General features: G+C 70.5%; 21 protein-coding genes. 15 read left to right on the top strand and 6 right to left on the bottom strand.

Features of this window, described 5'->3' with window-relative positions; translation table 11 throughout:
• Nucleotides 1-128 precede the first annotated feature (128 nt).
• The 5 genes from ABZ622_RS17000 to ABZ622_RS16980 all read left to right on the top strand — a co-directional run bounded on the left by ABZ622_RS17000 (nucleotide 129) and on the right by ABZ622_RS16980 (nucleotide 6,834).
• The gene (locus ABZ622_RS17000) at nucleotides 129-1,724 is read left to right on the top strand and encodes an ABC transporter substrate-binding protein (RefSeq protein ID WP_360543798.1); all 1,596 of its coding nucleotides are present in this window, start codon (nucleotides 129-131) and stop codon (nucleotides 1,722-1,724) included.
• A 272-nt stretch (nucleotides 1,725-1,996) separates the two neighbouring features.
• A complete protein-coding gene (locus tag ABZ622_RS16995) occupies nucleotides 1,997-2,947 on the top strand; it encodes an ABC transporter permease (protein WP_360543796.1) in 951 nt (316 codons plus the stop codon).
• 1 nt (nucleotide 2,948) lies between these two features.
• The gene (locus ABZ622_RS16990) at nucleotides 2,949-4,916 is read left to right on the top strand and encodes a dipeptide/oligopeptide/nickel ABC transporter permease/ATP-binding protein (protein ID WP_360543794.1); all 1,968 of its coding nucleotides are present in this window, start codon (nucleotides 2,949-2,951) and stop codon (nucleotides 4,914-4,916) included.
• Nucleotides 4,913-5,902: an ABC transporter ATP-binding protein gene (locus tag ABZ622_RS16985; RefSeq protein ID WP_360543792.1), complete on the top strand. Its 990-nt coding sequence runs from the start codon at nucleotides 4,913-4,915 to the stop codon at nucleotides 5,900-5,902. The genes ABZ622_RS16990 and ABZ622_RS16985 overlap by 4 nt, the downstream gene beginning before the upstream one ends.
• Complete coding sequence (locus ABZ622_RS16980) at nucleotides 5,899-6,834, top strand: dihydrodipicolinate synthase family protein (RefSeq protein WP_360543790.1); 936 nt, start codon at nucleotides 5,899-5,901, stop codon at nucleotides 6,832-6,834. Before ABZ622_RS16985 ends, ABZ622_RS16980 begins: the two co-directional genes overlap by 4 nt.
• Nucleotides 6,835-6,939: 105 nt before the next feature.
• Here the strand turns inward: ABZ622_RS16980 and ABZ622_RS16975 are convergent, their stop codons facing one another.
• On the bottom strand, nucleotides 6,940-7,755 hold the full coding sequence (locus ABZ622_RS16975; protein ID WP_360543974.1) for a chaplin: 816 nt from the start codon (nucleotides 7,753-7,755) through the stop codon (nucleotides 6,940-6,942).
• Between the two features lie 531 nt (nucleotides 7,756-8,286).
• On the opposite strand from ABZ622_RS16975, the gene ABZ622_RS16970 reads away from it, so the two are divergent.
• The 6 genes from ABZ622_RS16970 (at nucleotide 8,287) to ABZ622_RS16945 (ending at nucleotide 11,357) form a co-directional block, all read left to right on the top strand.
• Complete coding sequence (locus ABZ622_RS16970) at nucleotides 8,287-8,688, top strand: rodlin (RefSeq protein ID WP_360543788.1); 402 nt, start codon at nucleotides 8,287-8,289, stop codon at nucleotides 8,686-8,688.
• Between the two features lie 306 nt (nucleotides 8,689-8,994).
• On the top strand, nucleotides 8,995-9,228 hold the full coding sequence (locus ABZ622_RS16965) for a chaplin (protein WP_360543786.1): 234 nt from the start codon (nucleotides 8,995-8,997) through the stop codon (nucleotides 9,226-9,228).
• Nucleotides 9,229-9,476: 248 nt separating this feature from the next.
• The gene (locus ABZ622_RS16960) at nucleotides 9,477-9,767 is read left to right on the top strand and encodes a hypothetical protein (protein WP_360543784.1); all 291 of its coding nucleotides are present in this window, start codon (nucleotides 9,477-9,479) and stop codon (nucleotides 9,765-9,767) included.
• A gap of 184 nt (nucleotides 9,768-9,951) precedes the next feature.
• Nucleotides 9,952-10,362, top strand: a complete 411-nt coding sequence (locus tag ABZ622_RS16955; protein ID WP_358948513.1) for a rodlin — start codon at nucleotides 9,952-9,954, stop codon at nucleotides 10,360-10,362.
• Nucleotides 10,363-10,626: 264 nt separating this feature from the next.
• Nucleotides 10,627-10,827 (top strand): hypothetical protein, encoded by a 201-nt coding sequence (locus ABZ622_RS16950; protein ID WP_360543782.1) that lies wholly within the window; start codon nucleotides 10,627-10,629, stop codon nucleotides 10,825-10,827.
• A gap of 119 nt (nucleotides 10,828-10,946) precedes the next feature.
• Complete coding sequence (locus ABZ622_RS16945; protein WP_360543780.1) at nucleotides 10,947-11,357, top strand: rodlin; 411 nt, start codon at nucleotides 10,947-10,949, stop codon at nucleotides 11,355-11,357.
• Between the two features lie 151 nt (nucleotides 11,358-11,508).
• On the opposite strand, the gene ABZ622_RS16940 is transcribed toward ABZ622_RS16945, so the two are convergent.
• Nucleotides 11,509-12,009: a DUF5949 family protein gene (locus ABZ622_RS16940; RefSeq protein ID WP_360543778.1), complete on the bottom strand. Its 501-nt coding sequence runs from the start codon at nucleotides 12,007-12,009 to the stop codon at nucleotides 11,509-11,511.
• Nucleotides 12,010-12,394: 385 nt separating this feature from the next.
• Here ABZ622_RS16940 and rsgA point away from each other — a divergent pair, with 385 nt between their 5' ends.
• Both rsgA and ABZ622_RS16930 read left to right on the top strand, forming a co-directional pair.
• Entirely contained in the window at nucleotides 12,395-13,570 is a 1,176-nt protein-coding gene (gene rsgA, locus ABZ622_RS16935; RefSeq protein ID WP_360543776.1) for a ribosome small subunit-dependent GTPase A, read from the top strand.
• A gap of 102 nt (nucleotides 13,571-13,672) precedes the next feature.
• Entirely contained in the window at nucleotides 13,673-15,025 is a 1,353-nt protein-coding gene (locus ABZ622_RS16930) for an AlkA N-terminal domain-containing protein (RefSeq protein ID WP_360543972.1), read from the top strand.
• Between the two features lie 102 nt (nucleotides 15,026-15,127).
• On the opposite strand, the gene ABZ622_RS16925 is transcribed toward ABZ622_RS16930, so the two are convergent.
• The 4 genes from ABZ622_RS16925 to ABZ622_RS16910 form a co-directional block, all read right to left on the bottom strand.
• Nucleotides 15,128-15,628, bottom strand: coding sequence for an NUDIX domain-containing protein (locus tag ABZ622_RS16925; protein ID WP_360543774.1), 501 nt, complete (start codon nucleotides 15,626-15,628; stop codon nucleotides 15,128-15,130).
• Between the two features lie 41 nt (nucleotides 15,629-15,669).
• Nucleotides 15,670-17,964, bottom strand: coding sequence for a glycoside hydrolase family 95-like protein (locus tag ABZ622_RS16920; RefSeq protein ID WP_360543970.1), 2,295 nt, complete (start codon nucleotides 17,962-17,964; stop codon nucleotides 15,670-15,672).
• 244 nt (nucleotides 17,965-18,208) lie between these two features.
• On the bottom strand, nucleotides 18,209-18,691 hold the full coding sequence (locus ABZ622_RS16915) for a DUF456 domain-containing protein (RefSeq protein ID WP_350985301.1): 483 nt from the start codon (nucleotides 18,689-18,691) through the stop codon (nucleotides 18,209-18,211).
• 166 nt (nucleotides 18,692-18,857) lie between these two features.
• Complete coding sequence (locus ABZ622_RS16910) at nucleotides 18,858-19,847, bottom strand: helix-turn-helix domain-containing protein (RefSeq protein WP_360543772.1); 990 nt, start codon at nucleotides 19,845-19,847, stop codon at nucleotides 18,858-18,860.
• 210 nt (nucleotides 19,848-20,057) lie between these two features.
• Between ABZ622_RS16910 and ABZ622_RS16905 the strand changes: the two genes are divergently transcribed.
• Both ABZ622_RS16905 and ABZ622_RS16900 read left to right on the top strand, forming a co-directional pair.
• Nucleotides 20,058-23,828 (top strand): S8 family serine peptidase, encoded by a 3,771-nt coding sequence (locus tag ABZ622_RS16905; protein WP_360543770.1) that lies wholly within the window; start codon nucleotides 20,058-20,060, stop codon nucleotides 23,826-23,828.
• Nucleotides 23,829-23,955: 127 nt separating this feature from the next.
• Nucleotides 23,956-25,758: a protein phosphatase 2C domain-containing protein gene (locus ABZ622_RS16900; protein WP_360543768.1), complete on the top strand. Its 1,803-nt coding sequence runs from the start codon at nucleotides 23,956-23,958 to the stop codon at nucleotides 25,756-25,758.
• Nucleotides 25,759-25,773: the final 15 nt, after the last annotated feature.

Here is a 25,773-nt window from a genome sequence, read left to right as displayed (position 1 = left end):
GCTATCAAGGCATCAGACATCTGACGTCTGATGCTCCGGGATTCCGGCACCTCGCGATCCCGCGTCCCGCCCCCGCTTCCCCGCCGGTTTTTCCCTCATGTCCCATCTTCGATGTCCCTGGAGGACCCGTGCCCGAGCTGAGACCAGCTGGTGTCGAGCGCCGCACCTTCCTGCGATACACCGGTGCCGTCGGTGCCGCAGCCGCCATCACGGCGAGCCTTTCCGCCTGCGGCGGCCCGTCGTCGACCGCCGACGGCACGGCGGACAAGGGCAGTGGCAGCGGCCTGATCGAGGCCGGCCTCTCGTACCCCCTGTCGACCGGTTTCGACCCGATGATCACCTCGGGTGCCACTCCGTACGCCGCCAACATGCACATCTTCGAGGGCCTCGTGGATCTCGATCCGGCAACACTCGTGGCGCGTCCCGCACTCGCCACCGAGCTGCCGAAGAAGATCAACGCGACCACCTACCGGGCCACGCTCCGCAAGGGCGCGACCTTCCACGACGGGTCACAGGTCACCGCCGACGACGTGGTGTTCAGCTTCGAACGCATCCTGGAACCGAAGAACGCCTCGCTCATGGCGCAGTTCGTGCCCTTCATCGACACGGTGAAGGCCGTGGACGCCGGAACGGTCGAGTTCAAGCTGAAGTACCCCTTCGCGCTCTTCCCCTCCCGCATCGCCGTGGCCCGGATCGTCCCGAAGAAGATCGTCGAACCGGACCCCAAGGCGTTCGACGCCAAGCCGGTCGGCTCGGGACCGTACCGGTTCATCGAGGCGACCCGCGAGGATAAGATCGTCTTCGAGGCGTACGACAAGTACAACGGCCCCCACCCGGCCAAGGCCGAGAAGATGATCTGGCGGCTGATGTCCGACCAGTCGGCACGCGTCAGCGCCATGGAGTCGGGCCGGGTCCAGGCCATCGAGGACGTCCCCTACATCGACGTCAAGCGGCTCGCGGGCTCGTCGAAGACCGAGTCGGTGCAGTCCTTCGGCCTGCTCTTCCTGATGTTCAACACCGCCGACAAGCGGTTCGCGGACAAGCGCGTACGCCAGGCGCTGCACTACGCACTGGACACCGAGAAGATCATCTCGACGGCGATGGTGGGCAACGCCGCAGCCGCCACCGGATACGTCCCCGCCACCCACCCCGACTACCACAAGGCGGCCACGGTCTACACCCACGACGTGGCGAAGGCCAAGAAGCTGCTCGCCGACGCGGGCGTCGAGAACCTCTCCTTCACCGTCCTCACCACCGACACCGGCTGGGTCAAGGACATCGCCCCGCTGCTGAAGGAGAGCTGGGGGGCGGCCGGCGTCAAGGTCACCCTCGACATCGCCCAGTCCCCGGCCCAGTACGCCAAGGTCGACAAGGGCGCCTTCGAGGTGCTGGTCGCCCCCGGCGACCCGTCCGTCTTCGGCAACGACGCCGACCTCCTGCTGCGCTGGTTCTACTACGGCTTCTGGCCCGAGAGCCGATACGGCTGGGGCAAGGACGCGGCGTACAAGAAGGTCAGGCAGACCCTCGACAAGGCCGCCCGGGCCGCCGACGAGGCCAAGCGCAAGGAACTGTGGGGCGAGGTCACCGACCTGGTCGCCGACGAGGCCGCGCTCTACCCGATCCTCCACCGCAAGCTGCCCACGGCATGGAACGAGAAGGCCCTGCCCGGCTTCAAGCCGCTGCCCACCACGGGCCTCTCCTTCCTGGACGTCAGCCGCGCCTGACCGAAGCGCACAGGTCACCGGTGACAGGCCAGCTGTGGCAGGTGACCGGTGACAGGCCAGCTGTGGGAGGCCATCTGTGACATGTCACCGCTGTGACAGACCACCTGTGACATGTCACCGCTGTGTCATGTCACCGAGCCCCCGCACTGCGAACACCGCCCCGTGACATGTCACAGGTGGCCAACAGACCGGTCCGGCACCCCGCGCCCCGCCCCCCGCCCCGCCCTCCCGTGCCAGGACCGCCAGACCGCCCAACCGCAAGGAACCCGACGATGGTTGCTTTTCTCCGGCTCGCGCTGCGCCGCGTCGCGATGATGCCGGTGATGATTCTCGGCATCGCGCTGCTCGTCTTCGTGGTGCTCCAGTTCTCGCCGGCCGACCCGGCCTTCAACGCGCTCGGGGAGAGCGCCACTCCCGAGGCCCGAGCGGCCTTCGCCGAGGCCAACGGCCTCAACGATCCGCTCCCGGCCAGATACTTCCACTTCCTCGGCCAACTGCTCCACCTCGACCTCGGGATGACCGTCCCGCCGAGCCAGCCCGTTGCCGACCGCATCACGGCCGCCTTCCCGCTCACCCTCCAACTCACCGTGCTCGGACTGCTCCTCGCGGTCGTGCTGGCCGTGCTGTTCGGAGTGACCGGTGCGATGTACCGGGACCGCTGGCCCGACCAGCTGTTCCGGGTCGTCTCCATGGCCGGGGTCGCCATCCCGTCCTTCTGGCTCGGGGTACTCCTCATCCAGCAGTTCGCCCTGAACACCCGGATCTTCCCGACCGGCGGCTACACCAATCCGGCCGACTCCTTCAGCGGCTGGCTCACCACGATGGCTCTGCCCGCGATCTCGCTCGCGCTCCCGGTCTCCGCGTCCCTCGCCCGCCTCGTACGGACCTCGATGGTCGCCGAACTCGACCGCGACTACGTACGCACCGCCCGGGGCAACGGCCTGCCGCCGCTGCTGGTGATCCGCTCGGTGCTGCGCAACGCGCTCGTCACCCCGCTGACCGTGCTCGGCATCAAGGTCGGCTACATGCTCAGCGGCGCGGTAGTCATCGAAGCGATCTTCGACCTGCCCGGCATGGGCAAACTCATCCTCGAAGGTGTCACCGGCGGCGATGTCGCCCTGGTCCAGGGCACCGTACTGACCATCGCCGTCGCGTTCCTGGTGGTCAACGTCATCGTCGACCTGCTCTATCTGCTGGTCAACCCGCGCATCAGGACGGTGTGACATGTTCGCCACCGGCCGTCTGGCCAACAAACTGTCCCGACCGGGCATCGCGTTCCGCTCCCTCCCGGTCACCTCCCGCATCGCCCTCGGCGTACTGATCGTCGTCGTACTCGGTGCCGTACTCGCCCCACTGTTCACCCAGGACCCGCTGACCACCGGCACCCCGGTGCAGGCACCCGACGGCGCCCACTGGTTCGGCACCGACCGGGCCGGCCGCGATGTCTTCGCCCGGGTCGTGCACGGCTCCCGCTACTCGCTGGTCATCGGCCTCGGCGCGACCGCCGTCGCGCTGATCGCCGGCGCACTGCTCGGATCGGTCGCCGCGACCTCGCGCAGGCTGGGCGACGAGTCCGTGATGCGAACCCTCGACGTCGTGATGTCGTTCCCGCCCATCGCGCTGGCCGCCGTCCTCGTCGCGGTCTTCGGCACCAGCGTCCCGGTGATCATCTTCACCATCGCCTTCGTCTACACACCGTCGCTGGCCCGCGTGGTCCGCGCCAATGTGCTCTCCCAGTACGGCGAGGACTACGTCGCCGCCGAGAAGGTCATCGGCGCCCGGCGCGGCTACATCGTGCTCCGCCACGTCGCCGTCAACTGCATGGCCCCGGTCATGGTGTTCGCCACCGTCATGGTCGCCGAGGCGATCATCTTCGAGGCCAGCCTCTCCTTCATCGGTGCCGGGGTGCAGGACCCCGCCCCCAGCTGGGGCAGCGTCCTCGCCTACGGCCGGCAGATCCTCCTCGCCGGGGGCTGGTGGGCCACCTTCTTCCCCGGCCTCGCCCTGCTCATCACCGTCCTCGCCCTCAACATCCTCTCCGAGGGCCTCACCGACGCCTCCGCCGCGCCCAGGAGCGCCAAGGCCGTCGCCGACCCCACCGCGGCCACCGCACCCGACCCGGTCGAGACCGCCTCCAGCGTGGACGTCGACGCCGCCCTCACCAGGCTCGCCGAACGCATCGACGCCACCGAGCCGACCATCACTCCGGTACGGGACGACGCCGTCGAACTCCTCGTCGTACGGGACCTGTCGATCCGCTTCCCCGACCGATACGGGCAGATCCCCGTCGTCGACTCGCTGAACTTCACCGTCCACGAGGGCGAGACGCTCGGCCTGGTCGGCGAGTCCGGCTGCGGCAAGTCCATCACCAGCCTCGCCGTGATGGGCCTGCTCGCCCGCAACGCCGAGGTCGGCGGCGAGATCCTGTACCGCGGCCGGAACCTGCTGGACCTGTCGCCCAGGGAACGCAGGGCACTGATGGGCCCGGAGATCGCGATGGTCTACCAGGACGCGCTCTCCTCCCTCAACCCCTCCGTCCTCGTCGGCACCCAGCTGCGGCAGCTCACCTCACGCGGCGGTACGAAGACCCCGGCCGAACTCCTGGAACTGGTCGGCCTCGCCCCCGAACGCACCCTGCGCAGCTACCCCCACGAACTCTCCGGCGGCCAGCGCCAGCGCGTCCTGATCGCCATGGCACTCTCCCGCGACCCCCGCCTGCTCATCGCCGACGAACCGACCACCGCCCTCGATGTCACCGTCCAGGCCCAGGTCGTCGAACTCCTCGTGGAACTCCGCGACGAACTCGGCTTCGCCATGGTCCTCGTCTCGCACGACCTCGCCCTCGTCGGCGACCTCTCGCACCGAGTCGCCGTGATGTACGCGGGCCGCCTGGCCGAGATCGGCGCCACCCGTTCCGTACTCACCGGCCCCACCCATCACTACAGCCGCGGCCTGCTCGGCTCGGTCGTCTCCCTGGAGGCCGGGGCCGACCGGCTCCACCAGATCCCCGGCATCGTCCCCGCACCCCAGGGCTTCGGCATCGGCTGCCGCTTCGCCTCGCGCTGTGACGCCGCCACCGACCTGTGCCGCACCACCGCACCCGAACTCACCGCACGCGACGCCGGGAACGACCACGGCTTCGCGTGTCACCACCCCGCGAAGGCCGCACAGCTGGAAGGGAGCGCCCTGTGATCAGGATCGACGGCGTCCACGTACGCCACAAGGCACGCAGCGGCGGACTCTTCCGCCGGGACGCCGTGCACGCCCTGACCGACGCCACCCTGGAGGTCGAGCGCGGCGAGATCGTCGGACTGGTCGGCGAGTCCGGCTGCGGCAAATCCACCCTGGCCCGGGTACTGACCGGACTGCAGAAACCCACCGAGGGCCAGGTCAGTTTCCACGGCCGCGACCTGTGGGCGATGTCGGCGGCACAGCGCCGCGACGACTTCGGCTCGGCCGTCGGCGTCGTCTTCCAGGACCCGTCCACCGCCCTCAACCCCCGGCTCACGGTCCGTCAGATCCTGCGCGACCCGCTAGACGTGCACAAGCGGGGCACCCGTGAGGCGCGCGAGGCACGCGTCGAGGAACTCCTCGACCTGGTCGGCCTGCCCGGCCACACCCTCGCCGCCCTGCCCGGACAGCTCTCCGGCGGCCAGCGCCAGCGTGTCGCCATCGCCCGCGCCCTGGCCCTCGAACCGGAACTGATCGTCGCCGACGAACCGACCTCCGCGCTCGACGTCTCCGTCCGCGCCCAGGTCCTCAACCTCCTGGTCGACCTGCGGGAACGCCTCGGTCTTGGCATGGTGTTCATCTCGCACGACATCCAGACGGTGCGCTATCTCGCCGACCGCCTCGCCGTCCTCTATCTCGGCCGGATCGTCGAGGAGGGGCGGGCGGCCGATGTGGCGGGCGCGCCCGCGCACCCCTATACCGAGGCGCTGCTCTCCGCGACCCCGAGCCTGCTGGAGACCACCGAGCGCATCGTGCTCACCGGGCCCGTGCCCTCGGCCACCAACCCGCCGTCCGGCTGCCCGTTCCGTACCCGCTGCTGGAAGGCGGACGATGCCTGCGCCACGGTCTTTCCTGTCGCGGCCTCCGGTCAGGACGGACACCGCTGGCACTGCGTCCACCCTCAGAGCCCCACGTCCTCCGCACCATCCGCAAGGAGCACCGTATGACCGCCCGGAACCCCCGCTGGACCGGCGTGATCCCGCCCGTCGTCACGCCGCTCACCGAAGACGGCGAGATCGACCGCCCCTCCCTGGAACGGGTCGTGGGGCACCTGCTCGACGGCGGTGTCAGCGGCCTGTTCGCCCTCGGCAGCTCGGGCGAGACCGCCTACCTGACGCCGGGCCGGCAGGACGAGGTCATCGAGGTCATCACGTCCGCCTGCGCCGGTCAGGTCCCGGTACTCGTCGGAGCGATCGAGACCACCACCGACCGGGCGATCGAGCGGGCCCGCGCCGCCGAGGGGCTCGGCGCCGACGCCGTCGTCGTCACCGCCCCCTTCTACACGCGCACGCACCCCACCGAGATCGACCGTCACTTCCGCGACATCGACGCCGCCCTCGACCTGCCGGTCCTGGCGTACGACGTACCGGTCTGCGTACACAGCAAGCTCGATCCGGAACTGCTGCTGCCGCTTGCCGCGGACGGTGTGCTGGCCGGGGTGAAGGACTCCAGCGGCGACGACGGTTCGTTCCGTCGCCTGGCCATCGGGGCCCGTGATCTCCCGGAGTTCTCCGTGCTCACCGGGCATGAACTGGTGGTCGACGCGATGATGCTGGCCGGCGCGGACGGCTCGGTCCCCGGGCTCGGCAATGTGGACCCGCACGGCTACGTACGTCTGCACGAGGCCGCGGTACGGGGCGACTGGGCCGCGGCCAGGGCCGAACAGGACCGTCTGGTCGCGCTCTTCGACATCATCCGCGCGGCCCGCTCCGGCACGGTGTCCGCCACCGCCGCGGGCCTCGGCGCCTTCAAGACGGCACTCATGCTGCGCGGGATCATCGGGACGAACGCGATGAGCGCGCCGATGCGCCGCCTGGACGCGGCGGAGACCGCCGAGATCGCGGCCTGCCTGGACCGGGCGGGTCTCAGCCGGGTGTGAACCGGCCCGAACGAAGAACAGCGGTCCGTCGTCACAGCCCCGGCTGCGACGACGGACCACTGGTTTTCGGCCCGCTGTCCGGCGACTATCTCCTGACGGCGCCGGTCAGCTCTTCGAGGCGCGGGTACGGCGGACCAGCAGGGTTCCACCGAGCACCATGGCCGCGGCGGCCCCGCCGGCCATGGTCAGGTGGGCGTCGGCACCGGTGTGTGCCAGCTGCCCGGTGGCGTACGTGCCCCCGGCGGTGGTGCCCTGGGGCTCAACCTCGGTCCGCGGTTCATCGGTGAGGGGCGTGACCACGGGCGTGACGGGAGGCGTGACGGGAGGCGTGACCACCGGGGGTGTCACGGGAGGCGTGACCACGGGGGGAGTCACAGGGGGAGTCACTACCGGGGGCGTGACCACCGGGGGCGTGACGGGAGGCGTGACGGGAGGCGTGACCACCGGGGGCTCCACGGGAGGCTCGACCACCGGCGGCTCGATGCCCGGACCGCCTTCGTTCGCGCACGTGTTTCCAGCAGTCGGGTTCAGCGCACCGACGACATCGACGGAGTTGCCGCACACATTGACCGGAACGTCCACCGGAGCCTGGATGTTGTTGCCGGACAGCACCCCGGGGGAGCCGACCGCGCCACCCCCGGCGCTCGCACCCTGGCCCCCGGTACCGGCACCGGAACCGCCCTCGTTCACGCACTCGTTGCCGAAGGCGGGGTTCAGCAGGCCGATCACATTCACCGTGTTGCCGCACACATTGACCGGTACATGCACCGGCACCTGCACGTTGTTGCCCGAGCCGACGCCGGGCGAACCGACGGCCGCGCCATCGGCGGAGGCATCCGCGAACGCGTATCCACCGGCTGCGGTCAGGATCCCTGACGCCGCCGCCATCACCAGCACGCTCTTACTCAAGGCTTTTCGCATTGGTTGCCCCTTCTTAGGACATTCCGTGCGAGCAGAAGGCTCGCGGTTCTTCATCAGGCCGGTGCGGAGACCGCCGGGAGGCCATCCCGGCGGCGCCCGTGCATGACGCGGCAAGCGGCGGTCACGGAAAGCGCAGAGACCACGAAGAGGCGTTCTTCGTGTGATGATTCCTGCCTTCTGCCGGTCAAGCGCGCCCGAACCTGCACGCTTGTGTCACTCATAACGAGGAGAAATTGTTGAGGAAACTCGAAGGGGCGTGGAAATTTTGTGACCACCCGAATGGAGTACGCATATGGCTCGGCACAGGCCCGTCCGGCGTGTGGGGACGCTCGCCTCGGCGGGCGCAAAAGAAGGCTGTTGGGTGCAGTGGGGCGACGGGGCGGAACGTTTTCGCCCGCACCCCTCCGAAGTGCCGTTTCGTACTGCTGTGCGTACCCCTGGGCATTCGGGTGAATGGAGAGAACCAAACGCCCGGTGGTGAGTTGGGCAGGGGGCTCCGGTACGGGGCATCCAGTACGAGAAGGGTTAATCGTGATCAAGAAGGTTCTGGCTACGGGTGCCGTTGCCGCCTCCATCCTCGGTCTGGGCGCGACGCAGGCCATGGCCATCGGCGACGACGGCGGTACGACCTCGGTCAACGGCAACGGAGCCTCGCAGTCGTTCGGCAACGCCGAGACCCACGGTGACGGCAGCCCCCAGTTCGGCCTGGTCCAGGGCAGCCTGAACAAGCCCTGCGTCGGCCTGCCGGCCAAGGTCAACGCCGGCTCGCTCGTCGGCCTGATCCCGGTCGCGGTCCAGGACGTCAACGTGCTGTCCTCGCCGCAGAACCAGCAGTGCGCCGAGAACTCCACCCAGGCCAAGGGCGACGAGCCGCTGTCGCACATCCTGGACAGCATCCCGGTGCTCTCCGGCAACGGTGCCGGCAACAGCTGATCCGTAGCTGATCCAGCCGCAACGACAGGCCCGGGCCGCCGACGTTCCTCCCCCGTGCGGCCCGGGCTTGTTGCTGCCATTCCCCGGAATGGCTGCATCGGATTGTCGGAAGATCCGGCCGGTGATATCGAGCGATCGGTATTGCGTCATTCGGGCGATTTTTTCGAGAATCTTCTGACTGAAGAGTTTCGTCTCCGGTCTTTAATCGTTATGAATTACAGCGGCGGAGTTACGAGTGATCAGGATTGCGCTCGTGCGGCACGAAAGACGTGACCGCTCCGGACTCCGTCGAAGAAAGGGAACAAAGTGAAGTACACCAAGGTTGCCGCCATCGCCGCCGGAACCCTGATGGCGATGGGTGCCGCCGCCCCCGCCTTCGCCGACTCCGGTGCGGAGGGCGGCGCTGCCCTCTCCCCGGGCGTCATCTCCGGTAACTCCATCCAGATCCCGGTCCACGTCCCGGTCAACGCGTGCGGCAACACCATCGACGTGATCGGTGTGCTCAACCCCGCCTTCGGTAACACCTGCGCCAACGTCTGACCAAAGCTCGGACGGCCGAACGCTCGTGACCTGAAGGCCCCGGATCGCATTTCGATGCGATCCGGGGCCTTCCTGCTTTCTCTCCGGCATTCGATCGGGTGGTCCCGCAGATAATGCGGCCCTGTCCAGTTGCCGTGTCGCAACCGCATCGTTATCCAGGGCGAAAGCGGCAGAAGGCACGGCTAAAGAAGGCTCGTGCGGCGCGGGTGCGCGACCGAAGAGATGCCGCTGCAGAAGGGAACCCGAAAGTGAAGTACGCGAAGACTGCTGCGTTCGTTGCCGGTTCCGTGGTTGCGTTCGGAACGGCTGCTCCCGCCTTCGCCGTCACCAACGCCACGGCCCCCAACTTCAGCCTCAACGGAGGCATCAACCAGGTGGTGGAGAGCGCCCCGCAGGCTGTCGACCCGATCGTCGACACGGTCGGCGGCGCCGCCGAGTCGGTGCAGAAGAACGGCACCGTCACCAAGCTGGCCGACCAGGCCACCGGTGCGGCCAAGGGCGCGGCCCCGCTCATCGGCGGCCTGCCGGTGGGCGGCTGAGCGGTCGCGGCACAGCGGTTCCCGGCCGGTGCCGGCCTTTCGCATTCCTCCGATGCTGTGAATTCGACGAACAACCGAACGTAAAAGAACCGTTCGAGTGAATCGGCACAACCATCCCCGTCGTCGCGAGTTGATCAGAACGCTCCGGACAGGCGGGCAACAGAAAACCCAGAAGGGCTATTTCATGATCAAGAAGATTATGGCCTCGGCAGCAGTCGCTGCTTCGATCGTCGGCGTCTCCGCCGCGATCGCCCCGCAGGCCATGGCCATCGGCAACGACGGTGGCACGACGTCGGTCAACGGCAACGACGCCATCCAGTCGTACGGCAACTCCGCCACCCACGGCGACATGAGCCCGCAGTTCGCGCTCATCCAGGGCTCGCTCAACAAGCCCTGCATCGCGCTGCCGGCCAAGGCCAACGTCGGTTCGGTCCTCGGGGCCATCCCGGTCTCGGTCCAGGACATCAACGTCCTGGCCTCCCCGCAGAACCAGCAGTGCACGGAGAACTCCACCCAGGCCAAGGGTGACGAGGCCCTCTCGCACATCCTGGACGACATCCCGATCCTCTCCGGCAACGGCGCCGGCAACAACTGAGGCCGTACCGCTCCGGACGCTCCTCGCCGACCTCTACGGATCGGCAGGGGAGCGTGCCGCGGGCAGCTTCGAGCCCGCCTGCACGCAGTAGCTGAAACACCCGTGGGGCCGTCACATCCACGCGGCAGCCGTTCTCCGGCCGCCCGGATGTGCCGGTCCCACTCGTGTGTCCGGGGCACCGCGACGCCTCGAAGGGGCGGGCGGACTGGGCCGGTTGCCGTAGTGCGGGCAGCCCTCACCCGCCGCACGGGGTAGGGGCAACACATGGACCAGTACGACAGTCAACGCCCCCGCGGCCCGCAGTGGCACGCACAGGACGGCACACCCATCTACGACCGGCTGCTCGCCGAGTGGCAGGCGGCCCACGGCGGTTCGGGGCAAGCACCGCCGGCCGGGCCCGACCGGTCGTGCGCGGGCAGCCGGGTTCCGGCGGCCCGCACCTCCGGCGAGGCCGCCGACGGGTAACCACCAGCCGTCGAACTCATGCCGAATCGAACCCTTTTGAGTGGTACTGCGGAACCGACGCTTCCGTAGCGGGTTGATCAGTACGTTCCACAACGGGACGCTCCGAAAGGTGAAGCGTGATGAAGAAGATGATGGCCGGCGCTGCAGTGGCCGTGTCCCTGGTCGGTCTGTCCGCCGCCGCGGCCCCCGCGGCCATGGCGATCGGCAATGACGGGGGCACCACGTCGGTCAACGGCAACGGCGCCGTGGACGAGTTCGGCAACAGCGTGACCCGGGGCGACGGCAGCCCGCAGTTCCAGCTCGTCCAGGGCACGCTGAACAAGGCCTGCGTCGGTCTGCCGCTCAAGGCCAACGCCGGTTCGCTCGTCGGCGTACTGGTGCCGGTCGCGGTCCAGGACGTCAATGTGCTGTCCTCGCCGCAGAACCAGCAGTGCGCCGAGAACTCCACCCAGGCCAAGGGCGACGAGCCGCTGTCGCACCTGGTCGACGACATCCCGGTGCTCTCGGGCAACGGGATCGCCAACGACTGACGCACCCGAAGTGTGGGCCGCCCGGGGACTCACCCTGCGGCCGCCCGTACCGCGGTGCACAGCAGGATCCGGGGCAGCCGCCCAGGGCACCACGCAAAAGGATGCCCACCGCGCCACGGGGGCGGTGGGCATCCGGCGTACCGGGGGCGGATCAGCCCAGGCTGCGGACCGGGACGACGCAGTGGGCGGAGGTCGTGATGACCTCCGGGTCGGCCGCGAAGGACCGCAGCAGCTCCTCGCTCACCGGCCGGCCCGGTGTGCCCTGCGGCCACGGGCGGGTGGCGAACATGGTGTGCACCTCGCCTCGTTGGCCGGCCGCGGCCAGCCACTCGGGCGGTGCGGGGTACTGCGCCGTGAAGTGGGGCAGCGTGAGGACCGCCTGGCCGGCCTGGACGAGCAGCTTCACAGGGAGGCCCGGGTTCTCGGCGGCGTACACCGGACCGCTGCCGACCGGCAGTCCGCTGCGCTCCAGGGCCGTGCGCATGGCGGCCTCGCCGACGACGGGTCCCTCCGCACCGTCGCCCAGCGAGTAGACGAGCAGGAAGGCGACATCGTGGCCGTCGGCAGGGTTTTCGCCGCTCCATCCGATCAGCGTGATCGTGCCCAACTGGGCCTGGGTGAACGTGCCGGTGGAGGTCTGGGGTGTGGTCATGCTCGGCACCATAACGGCCCCGGACCGGTCGTTGTATATGTGTTTCACCTGATCGAGGGATATAGATGGATAACGCCGGTATGACCGACCCGGACCGTCTCTGTCCGAAGCGCTCGGGGACGCGGATCGTCGGCTGCGATCAAATGTGTTGAGCGGTCGATGCGCGCGGGCTATGGTTTCCACTGTTCCGGACGGCGGAGAACGATTCCCGCTGTCGGTCCCGTGCTTGAACCTGGAGGTGAGGACTGTGATGACTGTCGTTGCGATGGGCGCTGCCCACAACTCGAAGAGCATCGTTCCCACCTCCGTGGTCGCCGGCTGACCTACTCCGCAACTCTCCGCGCCCGTGTGCGCGTTGCCGGGGCCACCCTTTGAAGGGTTTCCCTTGTCTTTCCCGTCCTTCCCCTCTTCTGTTTCCTCTCTTCAGGGCTCGTCCGCGTCGCATCCGTTGTCCCCGTACGGCTGGGACGACGCGTGGGCGGCCGAATTCGCACCGTACGCCGAGCAGGGTCTGCTGCCTGGGCGCGTGGTGCGGGTGGATCGTGGCCAGTGCGATGTCGTCACCCCGCGGGGCACGCTCCGCGCCGACACCGCCTTCGTCGTCCCGCGCGATCCGATGCGGATCGTCTGCACCGGCGACTGGGTCGCGGTCGATCCCGACGGTGATCCGCAGTTCGTACGGACGCTGCTGCCGCGGCGTACCGCCTTCGTCCGCTCGACGTCCTCGCAGCGCTCCGAGGGCCAGGTGCTCGCCACCAATGTGGATCACATCGTCATCTGCCTCTCGCTCGCGGTCGAGTTCGACCTGGGGCGGGTGGAGCGCTTCCTCGCGCTCGCCATGTCCAGCTCCAGCGGTGACGCGCTGCTGGGAGGCGGGGGACCGGCCGGGGACGGTGCCGCCGAGCCGATCGTGGTGCTGACCAAGGCCGACCTCGTACCGGACACCACCACGCTGTCGCACCTCGTCCAGGACATCGAGGGCATCGCGCCCGGGGTGCAGGTGCTGACCGTCAGTTCCGCCAGCGGGGAGGGCGTCGACGTCTTCGCCGCCGTCGTCTCGGGCGGTACGAGCGTGCTGCTCGGGGCCTCCGGCGCCGGCAAGTCGACCCTCGCCAACACCCTGCTCGGCCACGACGTGATGGAGGTGCAGGCCGCGCGTGACGTCGACGGCAAGGGGCGGCACACCACCACCACCCGCAATCTGCTGCTCCTGCCCTCCGGGGGTGTGCTGATCGACACCCCCGGGCTGCGCGGGGTCGGGCTCTGGGACGCGGAGGCCGGCGTCGGCCAGGTCTTCTCGGAGATCGAGGAGCTGGCCGAGCAGTGCCGGTTCCACGACTGCGGCCATGAGTCGGAGCCGGGCTGCGCGGTGCTCGCCGCGATCGAGGACGGTTCGCTGCACGAACGGCGCCTCGACAGCTTCCGCAAGCTGATCCGTGAGAACCGGCGCATCGTCGCCAAGACCGACGCCCGGATGCGGTCGGAGATGCTGCGCGACTGGAAGCGCAAGGGCGCCGAGGGCCGGTTCGCCATGGAGGCGAAGCGGGGCCGGGTGCGGTAGGCGGTGTTCCCCGGTCGGTGGCCGTCCATGGCCGCCGACCGCTGCTCCACGTCCGAAAACCGCCAGTGGGGGACCGATGGGTGCCGCACACTGGACGGTGTGATGGACGAACTGACCAGGTACGAGGCGGTGAGCAGCCGTGACGCGCGTTTCGACGGGGAGTTCTTCTTCGCCGTCGAGACGACCAGGATCTACTGCCGGCCGAGCTGCCCCGCCGTCACGCCCAAGCGGAAGAACGTCCGCTTCTACCCGACCGCGGCCGCCGCGCAGGGCCAGGGCTTCCGGGCCTGTCGGCGCTGCCGGCCGGACGCCGTGCCGGGCTCGGCGGAATGGAATGTGCGGGCCGATGTCGTGGGCCGTGCCATGCGGATGATCGGCGACGGTGTGGTGGACCGGGAGGGCGTGCCCGGTCTCGCGCACCGGCTCGGCTACAGCTCACGCCAGGTGCAGCGGCAGCTCAACGCCGAGCTGGGCGCCGGCCCTGTGGCGCTCGCGCGGGCCCAGCGGGCCCATACCGCACGGTTGCTGCTCCAGACGACCGGGCTGCCCGTGACGGAGATCGTCTTCGCTTCGGGCTTCGCCAGCGTGCGCCAGTTCAACGACACGATCCGGCAGATCTACGCCCGCACGCCGAGCGCGCTGCGGGCCGAGGCCAGGACGGGGCTGGGCGCGGCGGTCCGGGAGGCACGCACCACCGGGATCCCGCTGCGGCTCGCCCACCGGGGGCCGTACGCGGCCCGCGAGGTCTTCGACCTCCTGGCCGCCGAGACGGTCGCCCGGATCGAGGAGGTCAGCGGGGAGCCGGGTGCCCGTATCTACCGGCGCACCCTGCGGCTCCCGTACGGCACGGGCATCGTGGCCGTCGACGAGCGGTCCGCCGGGGCCTGGCTGGACGCCCGGATCCACCTCGCGGATCTGCGGGACCTGACGACGGCCGTCCAGCGGCTGCGGCGGCTCTTCGACCTGGACGCCGATCCGTACGCCGTGGACGAGAGGCTCGGCGCCGACCCGCGGCTCGCGCGGGGCGTCGCTGCCCGTCCGGGGCTGCGTTCGCCGGGCGCCGCGGACCCGGATGAGTTCGCGGTACGGACGCTGGTGGGGCGCGAAGAGGCGGAGCGGCTGGTGGAGACGTACGGGAAGGTCCTGGACGTGCCCTGCGGCGGGCTGACGCATGTGTTCCCCGAGCCGGGAGTGCTGGCCGGTGCCGACGGCGGCCCGGAGCTGCGGGCGCTGGCTGCCGGGCTCGCCGACGGGCACGTACGGCTCGACGCCGGGGCCGACCGCGACGAGGCCGAGCAGGCGCTGCTGCGGCTGCCGGGGATCGGCCCGGCAGCCGCGGCGCTGATCAGGATGCGTGCGCTCGGTGACCCGGATGTGGATCCGGCCGGGCGGCCCGAGGCGGACCGGTGGCGGCCCTGGCGTTCGTACGGGGTGCGACACCTGGGGCTGTTGTGACGTTCGACATCCAGGGAGTTGCTCCGGATCTCGCCGATTCCCCGGCCCCGTGGCCAGCAGGTCCAGGTCTGCCGCTGCCATGTCGCCCTCGGCCGCACACGATCAACTTCCGCCGACGAGCCCGTTCGGGACGAATCCGAGGTCGACAGGGGGCGCGGGCGCACCGACTTCCCGCACGGCGGCGAGCAGTTCGGGCAGTTGCGGCGGCCACAACGGCTCGGAGCCACCGGCCAGATCGGCCGGCGACCACCATCGCCACTGGAGGATCTTGTCCGCGGCATGCGAAGCAGCGAGGTCTCCGAGCGGGACCTGGCGGGGACCACGCGCGAGGAAGATGTGCTCGTGCTGGCGAACCGGCACCCCGGCCCTGGTGAAATCGTGCTCCCACAGGCAGAGCAGGGTGCCGTCCATCTCGATGTCGGTCCATCCGGTCTCCTCGCGCAACTCGCGCCGAGCCGCCTGCAGCGGCGATTCGCCCGGATCCATCCCGCCGCCGGGCATGGCCCAGTGGACGCCGACTTCCTCGTTGTCGTACCGGAGCATGAAGACCGACCCCGTCGGGTCCAGGATGGCGACTCTGGCTGCACGTCTGGGTATCCGCATCTCGCCAGCCTGACAGTTGCCGGACGCCACTGTCGATCGGCTCACGCGGGCAGCCCCCAGCGCGGTGCGGGAGCGTTCGCCGTCACCGGGCGGATGGTCAGGTCCGGTCGGTCGCCCCGCGCCGTGATCAGGGCCGAGTCGCCCTTGCCCAGGCGGATGCGTACCGTGCCGTCGGCCGTCGTCGCGTGGTCCAGCGGACGTCCGTGCCGGTCGCGGACCTCCACCGGGCCGTCGATGCCATGGCGTACGACGCAGGGTGCGCCGGCCTCGCTGGTCAGCCGCACCCAGCGGGTCCGGCCCTCCTCGCGCACCGCACTGAGCAGGAAGGCGCCCTGCGTGCGGAAGTCGTGCACGGTCAGGTCCCGCCAGTCGGCGGGGAGCGCCGGGAAGACCCTGATCGTGTCGCCCCACGACTGGCAGACCATGTCGTGCAGGGACTGGGCCGCCGAGAGCGGGGTCTCGATGACCGGGCCCGACTCCTTGTACATGGTGTTCGCCTGGATGAAGCGGCTCATCAGCTCGCCCAGGTACTTCAGCGCGTCCTCGCCCTTGCCGAGCAGCGCGGACATCGACGCGGCGCCGGTGAAGGTGTAGCCCTGGAGGGCGCCTTCGAAGCCCACCCAGTGGGCGAGGGACTTCTCGATCAGGGCGCGCTCGTCGGCCGTCGCGCCGGTCAGCTCGTACAGCGGGTACACCGCGAGCATGTGCGAGTAGTGACGGTGCGACTTCGCGAACGGGACGCCGGCGCCGATCATGAACCCGTTGGCATCGACCGGGTACGGCGCCAGCCTGGCGAGGACCTCCTGCCAGCGGGCGGTCAGCGGGTCGCGGACGCCGAGCCGGCCGGCCGATTCGAGCAGGGTGCGGCAGCCCCAGCGCAGCAGCATCAGGTCGTAGTTGCAGTCGGGGGCGTTGACGCCGTACTCGGGGGAGAACGTCGCCGGGAGGTGCAGCCTGCCGTCCGTGCCGGGCGTCAGGAAGTGCAGGTAGTAGTTGACGGCCTTGCGCAGCAGCGGGAAGAGCGTGTCGCGCAGGACCGACTCGTCCATGGTGTGGCGGTAGGAGAGCCAGACGTTGTGCAGTGCCCAGGTCAGATTGCCGACCTCGGGGGTGGGCGGGTCCTGGCCGGGGATGCCGACCCCGTAGCCGCCGTCGGCCACCGAGGCGCCGTTGGCCAGCTGGGGGTCGGTGGTCCGGGGGATGCCGGCCGAGTCGGCCCGGTAGGGGGCGGCGACCTCGCGCGAGAGCTGGTCCCGGAATTCGCTCAGGGCCCGGGTGACGGCGTCCAGCTCGAGGTGGTTGGAGCCGTGGATCAGCCAGTACTCCAGCTGGACGTTGAGGTTCCACCAGGTGTTGGGCCAGGGTGTGGGCTCCAGCCAGGGGCCGGAGGTGGCCATCACCGGGGCGTCCTTGCGGGCCGCCGACGCGGTCTTGTAGAGCTGGATCCAGTAGAAGCGCTGCAACCGGGCGTCGGGCAGCGAGAGGAAGCTCTTGCGGTAGAACCGGTCCCACCAGGTGCGGTGGGGTGCGGCGAGCGGACCGTACGGGAGCGCGGAGGCGGTCCTGACGGTGCGCAGCGCGCGGTCACGGGCGGTGGTCGCGGGGTGGGAGTGCGCGACCGTGGCGTACAGGGTGCGGACCGTGCCCCGGGTGCGTTCGCGCCAGGCGGTGACGTGTTGGCCGCCCGCGAGCAGCGGCTGGACGGCGGCGGTGGTGTCGCCGTGCTGTTCGGTCGCGGCGGGAGGGTTGCCGGTGTAGCCGTCCGGGACCGGCTTGAAGGCGGCACGCGGGCTGATCGCCTCGGCGGGGTGGAAGATCCAGCGGAAGTCCTGTTCGCCCGTGCTCGGGGTGATCTCCACGGCGAGCAGATCGCTGGTGGAGTGGACGAAGGCGCGGAGTTTCAGGGTGCCCGTGGTCGTGGTGATCGTGCCTTCGAGCTCGGCGGTGCGCAGTCGCATCCACCACTCGATGCCGGTGACGGCGCCCACCGGCTCCAGGGTGAAGTGGCCGATGGGGAGGCGGGCGAGGCCGAAGAGCGAACCGAACTCGGGGCGGTGGTCCTGGACCTCGGAGTGCTGGACGTTGAAGCGGACGGCCCGGGTGGTGGCGCCGGGTTCCGCGTAGATGGCGGAGCCGAGGCGGCCGTTGCCCAGGTACGGGCCCTCGTACCAGGTCTTCGGCAGCTTCTGCCAGAGCAGGTCGGCGTCGTCGAGGACCGTGCGCCAGCTGTCACCGGGGGAGTGCACGGTGGTGGGGGCCGGGGCGGCGGCGAGGGCGGGGGCGGAGGTGCCGGCCGCCACGAGTGCGCCGCCGATCGCGGTGCCGGTGGCGAGCACCGATCTGCGTGAGGGGGCGGGCCGGGACGGGGAAGAGGCTTCGGTGCGGGGCGGGCGGGAGGGGTCCGGTGCTGTGGGCAAGGCTTCTCCTGGCGACTCGTACGCAGGCGCTTCGATTCATCCGAGCTATTCCACCAGGGAAGGTAGGCGCGGGTCATTGCTGCGTCAATGGAGCAGGAGAGATCCGATGTATTTCCGTGCATCTGGACACTGTCCAGCGGGATGTCGCAAGGGTGGGAGGTGATCAGCCCCAGATCACCGCGCCGAGCCAGGCCCCCGCCACCAGCAGACACGCGAAGAGCTCGACGAGTACCGAATAGCCGGTGGCCCGCATCACCGAGCGCACCGATGTCCACCCGGCCCCGTGGCTGCCGAGCCGCAGCCGCTCCGCCCCGTAGATGGTCCCCACGTAACCGGCGACCGCACCGATCACCGGCACCACGAAGAAGCCCACGATCGCGCCGATCCCGCCCAGCATCAGGGTCTTGCGCGGCGCCCCCGTCTCGCGCGGGCGGCGCGGCGGCAGCAGCGGCTTCAGCGCCTGGTTCAACAGCAGCAGCGCAGTGGCGCCGATGAGTACGCCCCAGGCGACCGGAGTCATGTCGGTCAGCGCCCACCACAGCACGGCGGCCCAGACGATCGCCTGCCCGGGCGCTCCCGGCACCAGCACGCCCAGCAGGCCGAGGAGCATGACGAGGCCGACGGCGACGAGTTGCCACACACTCATCTCACCAGCCTGCCGGAGTCCGGCCGGTCCCGCCCGTCAGCGCACCCGGGGGCGGCGGCCGTCGTCGGCGCAGCTCAGGGGCGTGTCGGAGCCGTGGCGGTGCGCAACCGCGGCCGTCGTGCCGGACCTGCGGGTGTGCGCCGCCGCAGCCGTCGTGCGGATCGCCTCAGAACCGTGGGGTGCGGGCGACCCAGCCGCGCTCGTAGGCGTGCCAGCCCAACTGCAGCCGGGTCGACACGCCGGTCAGCTCCATCAGGCCCTTCACCCGTCGCTGTACGGTCCGCAGCCCCAGCTCCAGCTGTTTCGCCACGCTCGCGTCCGTCAGCCCGGCCAGCAGCAGCGACAGGATCTCCAGATCCGTCGGATCGGGCCCCGTCGCCTCGTCCTGGGGCTGGTTGCCCTCGCCCAGCCTGAGCGGCATCGCCTCGCGCCACACCGCCTCGAAGAGCCCCATCAGCGACTCCAGCAGCCCGGAGGCATGGACCACCAGGGCGGCGGGCTCGGCGCCGCGTCCGGTCAGCGGCACCATCGCCAGCGAGCCGTCGGCGACGACCAGCTTGGTCGGCACCCGGTCGATCACCCGGCACTGCTCGTCCCGGCTCAGCGCCGCCGACAGCTCCATGATCCCGGACGGCAGCGAGAGCAGCTCGCGCTCGACCACCACCCGGTAGGACACCCCGCGCGTCGCGGCCCGCTCCTCCGCCTCGTTCTCCATCCCGCTGACCGCGATCGGCTTCCCGGTGACCAGGGCGCACACCTCGCTCGACGCGCCGAGCTGCAACTGGTGGAAGCGGTGCGAGACCGCGCTCGCCCCGGTCACCACCTCGACCAGATCGTGCACGGCCGGCTCGGAGGCCTCCGCCCGGTACTCCTCGGCGAGCAGTGCCGCCGCCAGTTCCGCCTGCTCCAGCTCATGGCGCTGCTGGGTCAGCAGCGCCCCGAGCGCCACGCCCGGCGGAGCCGCCACCCAACGCCCCGTGCGCGCCGACGCCTGCGCGGCCAGACCGTGCTGCTCCAGTCTGCGCAGGGCCCGCTCGGTGTCCGGCTCGGGAAGTGCCAGCCGGTGTGCGAGATCGGCGACCTCCGCGGCTCCCACCGCCACGAGCGCTCGGTACGCCGACTCCTGTATCTCGTCGAGCCCTATGGCTCCCAGCATCCCCGGACCCCTCCCGGACGGATTGATTCCGCACGATGTCGCTGTCGTCGGGCGTCCGTCCATGGCGGAAAACGGCCACGGCGTAAACCCGCCGTGTACATCATCCCTTTATCGCCCGTCGCTCTGCCAATGTGGCGCCACCGAAGTACCAACAACCTCCGGAAGACTGCGGTTTGCGCGGATTGGTTCCGGATTCATTTGGGGAGAGCGATGCGTCCGATATCGCGCACGGCACTGGGGGCGGCCACCGCCGCCGTCCTGGCCGTCACCGCGATCGCACCGTCCGCGGCACAGCCGCAGGACGGCGCGACGGGGAAGAGAGCACTGACCGGCAGCGCCGCCGCCGACGCCAAGCAGACCAAGCCCGTCACCGTGACGCTGGTGACCGGCGACAAGGTCCTGGTGAGCACGGACGGTTCGGGAGCCGCGTCGGTCACCGCGCTGCCCCGCGAGGACGGGACCGTACCGCTCCTCCAGACCCGACAGTCCGGCAAGAACCTCTACGCCTACCCCGACACCGCCGTCGCCGCGCTGGCCGCGGGCAAGGTCGACGAGGAACTCTTCAACGTCACCGGCCTCATCCGGCAGGGCTACGACGACGGGCACACCAAGTCGCTGCCGCTGATTGCGATCTACGGCAAGGACCAGGCCCGCTCCACGTTCGCCACCCCGCGCGGCGCGAAGCGCGGACTCGCGCTCGACGCCATCGACGGCGTCGCGCTCAAGGCGGACAAGGAGAAGGCCGCCGACTTCTGGGCGGACGTCACCCGCGGCACCCGCTCCTTCTCGGCCTCCGGCGTGAAGAAGCTCTGGCTCGACCGCAAGGTTCAGGCCACCCTCGACAAGTCGACCAAGCAGGTCGGTGCCGACCTCGCCTGGGCCGCCGGATACGACGGCAAGGGCACCAAGGTCGCCGTCCTCGACACCGGTGTCGACGCCGAACACCCCGACCTCAAGGGCCGGGTCGCCGCCTCGGAGAACTTCACCGACTCCGACTCCACCGACGACCGGCAGGGTCACGGCACCCACACCATCTCCACCGTCGGCGGCACCGGCGCGGCCAGCGGAGGCAAGAAGAAGGGCGTCGCCCCCGGCGCCGACCTGCTCGCGGGCAAGGTCCTCAACGACAGCGGCTCCGGCGCCGAGTCCTGGATCATCGCCGGCATGCAGTGGGCCGTCGACCAGAAGGCCGACGTCGTCTCCATGAGCCTCGGCAGCCCGGAACCGACCGACTGCACCGACCCGATGAGCGTCGCCGCCGAGGAACTCGCGCAGAACAAGGGCACGTTGTTCGTGATCGCGGCCGGCAACGCGGGCCCGACGCTGAACACCGTCTCCTCGCCCGGCTGCGCCCCGAGCGTGCTGACCGTCGGCGCCGTCGACCGCGACGACACCACGGCCCAGTTCTCCAGCCGCGGCCCGGTCATCGGATCGCACACCCTCAAGCCCGAGATCACCGCCCCCGGCGTCAACATCTCGGCCGCCGCGGCAGGTGGCCGGGGCGTCTACGCGTACCAGTCGATGTCCGGTACGTCGATGGCCACCCCGCATGTCGCGGGCGCCGCAGCCATCGTGAAGCAGCGTCACCCGGACTGGACCGCCCAGCAGATCAAGGCGGCCCTGGTGTCCTCCGCGAAGAGCGACATTCCCGGTGACGTTCGCGAGACCGGCGGCGGCCGCCTCGACGTCAAGGCCGCCATCGATACCACCCTCGTCGGCGCCCCCGCCGTCCAGGGCGGCACCTTCAACTGGCCGCAGGACCGGTCCGACCGCACCACGGTCGACGTCCCGTACACCAACTCCGGCACCAAGCCGGTGAAGCTGTCGCTGAAGGTCCAGGGCGTCACCGGCAACGACGGCTCGGCCGTCCGCTCCTCGGTGGCGAAGCTCGACGCGAGCACCGTCACGGTCCCGGCCGGAGCCACCGTCAAGGTCCCGCTGCAGATCGACCCGACGGCGAAGCTGAAGGCCGCCCAGTACGGCGATGTCACCGGACGCGTGCTGGCCACCGGCCCCGGCGGTGCCAAGGTCTCCACCCCGTTCTCGCTGTACGTCGGGGCCGAGACCGTCACCCTGCGGGTCAAGCTCGTCGACCGCACCGGCAAGCCCGCCGCCGGCTTCTCCTCGCTCGACGTGATCGGTACCGACACCTCCAGCGGCGAGCGCCGCTTCAACGAGGGCGCCACCGACCAGGTCTACCAGGTGCGTCCCGGCGCGTACTTCGTGTCCAGCTTCGTCACCTCGCCCGACGCGAAGGACGCCACCGGCAGCCTGGACGAGTCCGTCGCCTACCTCGCGCGGCCCCAGGTGAACGTCACCAAGGACACCACCCTGGTCCTGGACGCCCGCAAGGCCCACCGGATCCAGGTGAAGACCGAGGACCGCGCCTCCGAGAACCGTTCCACGACGCTCTCGTTCGGCCGCAGCTGGGACGATGTCTGGCTGCACTCCGGCTCCATCACCGGTGGCTCCGCGATCAAGAACTACCTGGCCGACGTGCAGGGCAGGGCCAGTGACGGCGACTTCGAATTCGCCAGCTTCTGGCGCGCCTACGCCCCGCAGATCGAGAAGCTGTCGGTCGTCGGCGGCACCGAACTGCACCCGAGGGCGGCGAGCACCGGCTCCGTCAACCTCGACGGCAAGGGCGAGGCCGCACTCGTCGACGCCGGCACTGGTACCCCCGACGAGCTGAAGGCCGCGGGCGTCGCCGGAAAGATCGCCCTGGTCGAGGTCGGCGACGACGACAACAACGTGTATACCCTGACGCGCGACGCCAAGGCCGCGGGCGCGAAGGCCGTCATCGCCCACCGCCCCGCCGCGGGACCCTGGCAGCCGACCGTCGGCTACGCCCCGGCGCCGGCGCCCGCGCTCGGCATCGAGGCGGACGAGGCCGCCGCGCTGAAGGCCGCCCTGGCCGACGGCCCGGTCAAGCTGAACTGGAAGGCCACCGCGGTCAGCCCGTTCGTCTACAACCTCGCGTTCCCCGAGACCGGCCCGATCACCTCGGACCGCACCTACAAGGTCCGTGACACCAAGCTCGGCAAGGTTACGGCCAACTACGAGGCGATGGGCGTCGCGGCGGACTACGTCGACACGATGATCATCAACCGGCCCAACGGCGGGGTGTTCTCCGCAGCCGGCGACGTCGTCGCCGCCCCCAGCAAGCGCACCGAGTACTACTCGGCGGGCGACACCGCCTGGGTGCGGTACCTCTCCTCCAGCTTCCCCTGGGGCGAGATGATGACCGACCAGCCGCGCACCTACACGGCCGGTTCGAAGCGCACGGAGAACTGGTACCGGGGCATCCCCACCCCCTCTGCCCCGCGCGACGCCGCCGGAAAGCTCCAGCTCGCCGCCGAGCGCCAGGACAACCTGATCGGCGTCGCCCCGGGCTTCTGGAGCGACAGCGAGCACGCCGGTCTCCAGGGCTCCTTCGGCGACATGGGCAACATGCGTCTGAGCAGCGGTGGCAAGGTGATCGGCGAGACCGGCTGGCCGTCCGGGGTGTTCACCGTCCCGGCCGAGGACGCCGCGTACGAACTCACCATGCAGACCATGAAGTCCGGTCAGCCCGCCGCCGTGTGGAAGCGGTCCACCCGGACCGAGACCACCTGGAAGTTCCGTTCGAAGCGGGACGAGAACGTCTACTCCCAGGGCATCCCGCTGCTCTTCCCGGGCTACGACCTGGACACGGACGGGCTCAAGACCCTCGCGGCGAAGGACGGTCAGAAGATCGGCCTGAGCGTCAGCGGCCACGGCGGCTACACGCCCGGCCAGCTGGTCGCGGCCAAGGTCTCGTACTCGTACGACGGTGGGGAGACCTGGAACGACGCCACCACCGCACAGCAGGGCGGCCGTTGGACCGCGACCGTGAACCACGCGGGTGCGGCCGGCAAGCCGGTCACCCTGAAGACCGAACTGACGGACGCCAACGGCAACTCCGTCATCCAGACCGTGAACGACGCGTACGCCGTGCGTTGATCACGAACTGACCGGTCCGCCGGGCGTCCTTCCCGTGGGGGGTGGGGCCGCCCGGCGGACCCATGTTCGCGGCCACTATTTCCGGATGACCCGTTTTCGTACGGCCCTCGCGGTCGACAATAAGGACATGAGTCAGCAGGGGGAGAAACCCGCCGCCAACGAGGACGACTGGTGGCGCAGGCTGTACGACGAGAACGCCCGGGACACCGGGACGAGCAACGCGGCCGAAAGCCTCGACGACCGCTTCGACTCGGCGTCGGACGCGGTGAGTCCGGGCGGAGGCGGGAGCGGGGGCGGGAGCGGGGCGTCCGGAGGGGGATTCGACAGTGGGTCCGGTGGTGGGTCCGGTGGTGGGGCCGACGAGGGTGCGGGGGCGCCTTCCGAGGTGATGTCCGAGGTGGACCCGGTGGTGGTGTCCCGGCCGGTGCGGGCGGAGGCCGTACGGGAGCGCGCTCCGTGGGAGCCGCCTGACGCGACCGTGGGCGGGCCGGGGGCGGCCCCGGCCGGCCCGGCGCAGCCGCGTACCTTCGCCGGCCCGCCGATTCCCGTGGATCCGCCGCTGCCTCCGCTTCCGCCGACGCCTCCGCTTCCGCCGTCATCTGCACCTGCGCCTGCCCCTGCGTCTGCCCCTGCGCCTGTGTCTGTGCCTGCGCAGGCCGTGGAGCAGCCGCCGGCCACGCCGCCTCCGCCTTCGGTGCCGCCTCTGCCCAGACGGCCGGTGGCCGAGAAGCCCTCCGCCCCACCGGCACCCGCTGCCGCACCAAGCGCACCCGTCGCACCCGTCGCATCTGCTACACCCGCGCCGGAGGCGGAGCACGAAGCCGGCCCCGTTGGCCGCCTCACGATCGGCCATGTGGGTGACCGGCCGCCCACCTACGACCCCGAGCCCACCGCGCTGCCCGCCGCCGACCCGCAGGAGCTCGACGGCCTGGTCGCCGATACCGTGCTCGACGGCGCCCACTACGGCACGTACACCCTGCGCGCGGCCTCCGTGCGCGGGGACTCCGCGCGGTTTCGCGGTGAGCCCCGCCGCGACGCGCTGCTCACGGCACGCTTCGGCACCGACGAACGAGCCCTGGTCCTGGTCGCCGTCGCCACCGGGGCCCGGGCCGCCGACTCGGCACACCTGGCGGCGGCCGACGCCTGCCGCTGGATCGGCGCAGCAGTCGGCCGCAGCCATGTCCGGCTCTCCGAGGACATAAGGGCGGGCCGCCGCGGGGACCTCAAGTCCGGGCTGAACCGCCTCACCGACCGCACGTACGGCAAGCTGCGTGCCCGCGCCGCCGAGCTGGGGGTGGAGCCGCAGCAGTACACGGCGGGGCTGCGCTGCCTCCTGCTGCCGGCGGATCCGGACTGCCGTACACGGGTCTTCTTCGGTGTCGGGGCCGGTGGCCTCTTCCGGCTGCGCGACGGAGTCTGGCACGACCTCGAACCGGAGATCCCGGCAGCCGGGAACATCAGGGGTACTGGGAGCGCCAGGGACACCGGGAAAACCGGGGACGCCGTAGACATCGGGGACGCCGTGGACGTCAGGGACGGTGCCACGGACCCCAGGACCGGGTTCGGGGCCCCGTCCCCCGAGGGTGGGCCCGATGGCGACCTCCTCACCATGGACCTGGCCGTCACCACGTCCTCGGGCCCGAATGCCGAGTCCCCGCCCGGCCCGACCGATCCGCCCGGCCCGCCCGGCCCGCCCGCAGAACCGTTCCGCTTCCGGGGTTCGGTCGCCCGGCCGGGGGACGCCCTGCTGCTGTGCAGCCCCGGGCTGGCCGAACCGATGCGCGGCGAGCCCGCCCTGGCCGCGGAGCTCGCCGCACGCTGGGCTGCCGAGGAGGAGGCACCCGGGCTCGTGACCTTCCTCGCGGACAGCCAGCTCCGGGTCAAGGGGTACTCCGACGACCGTACGGGTGTGGGCGTCTGGGAGGCGTAACCGCGTGCGCCATGG

The organism is Streptomyces sp. NPDC007164 (assembly GCF_040634135.1).
In the GTDB taxonomy this organism is placed as follows: domain Bacteria; phylum Actinomycetota; class Actinomycetes; order Streptomycetales; family Streptomycetaceae; genus Streptomyces; species Streptomyces sanglieri.
The sequence above is the reverse complement of the archived record's forward strand: the minus strand, read 5'-3'. Positions and strand labels throughout refer to the sequence as shown.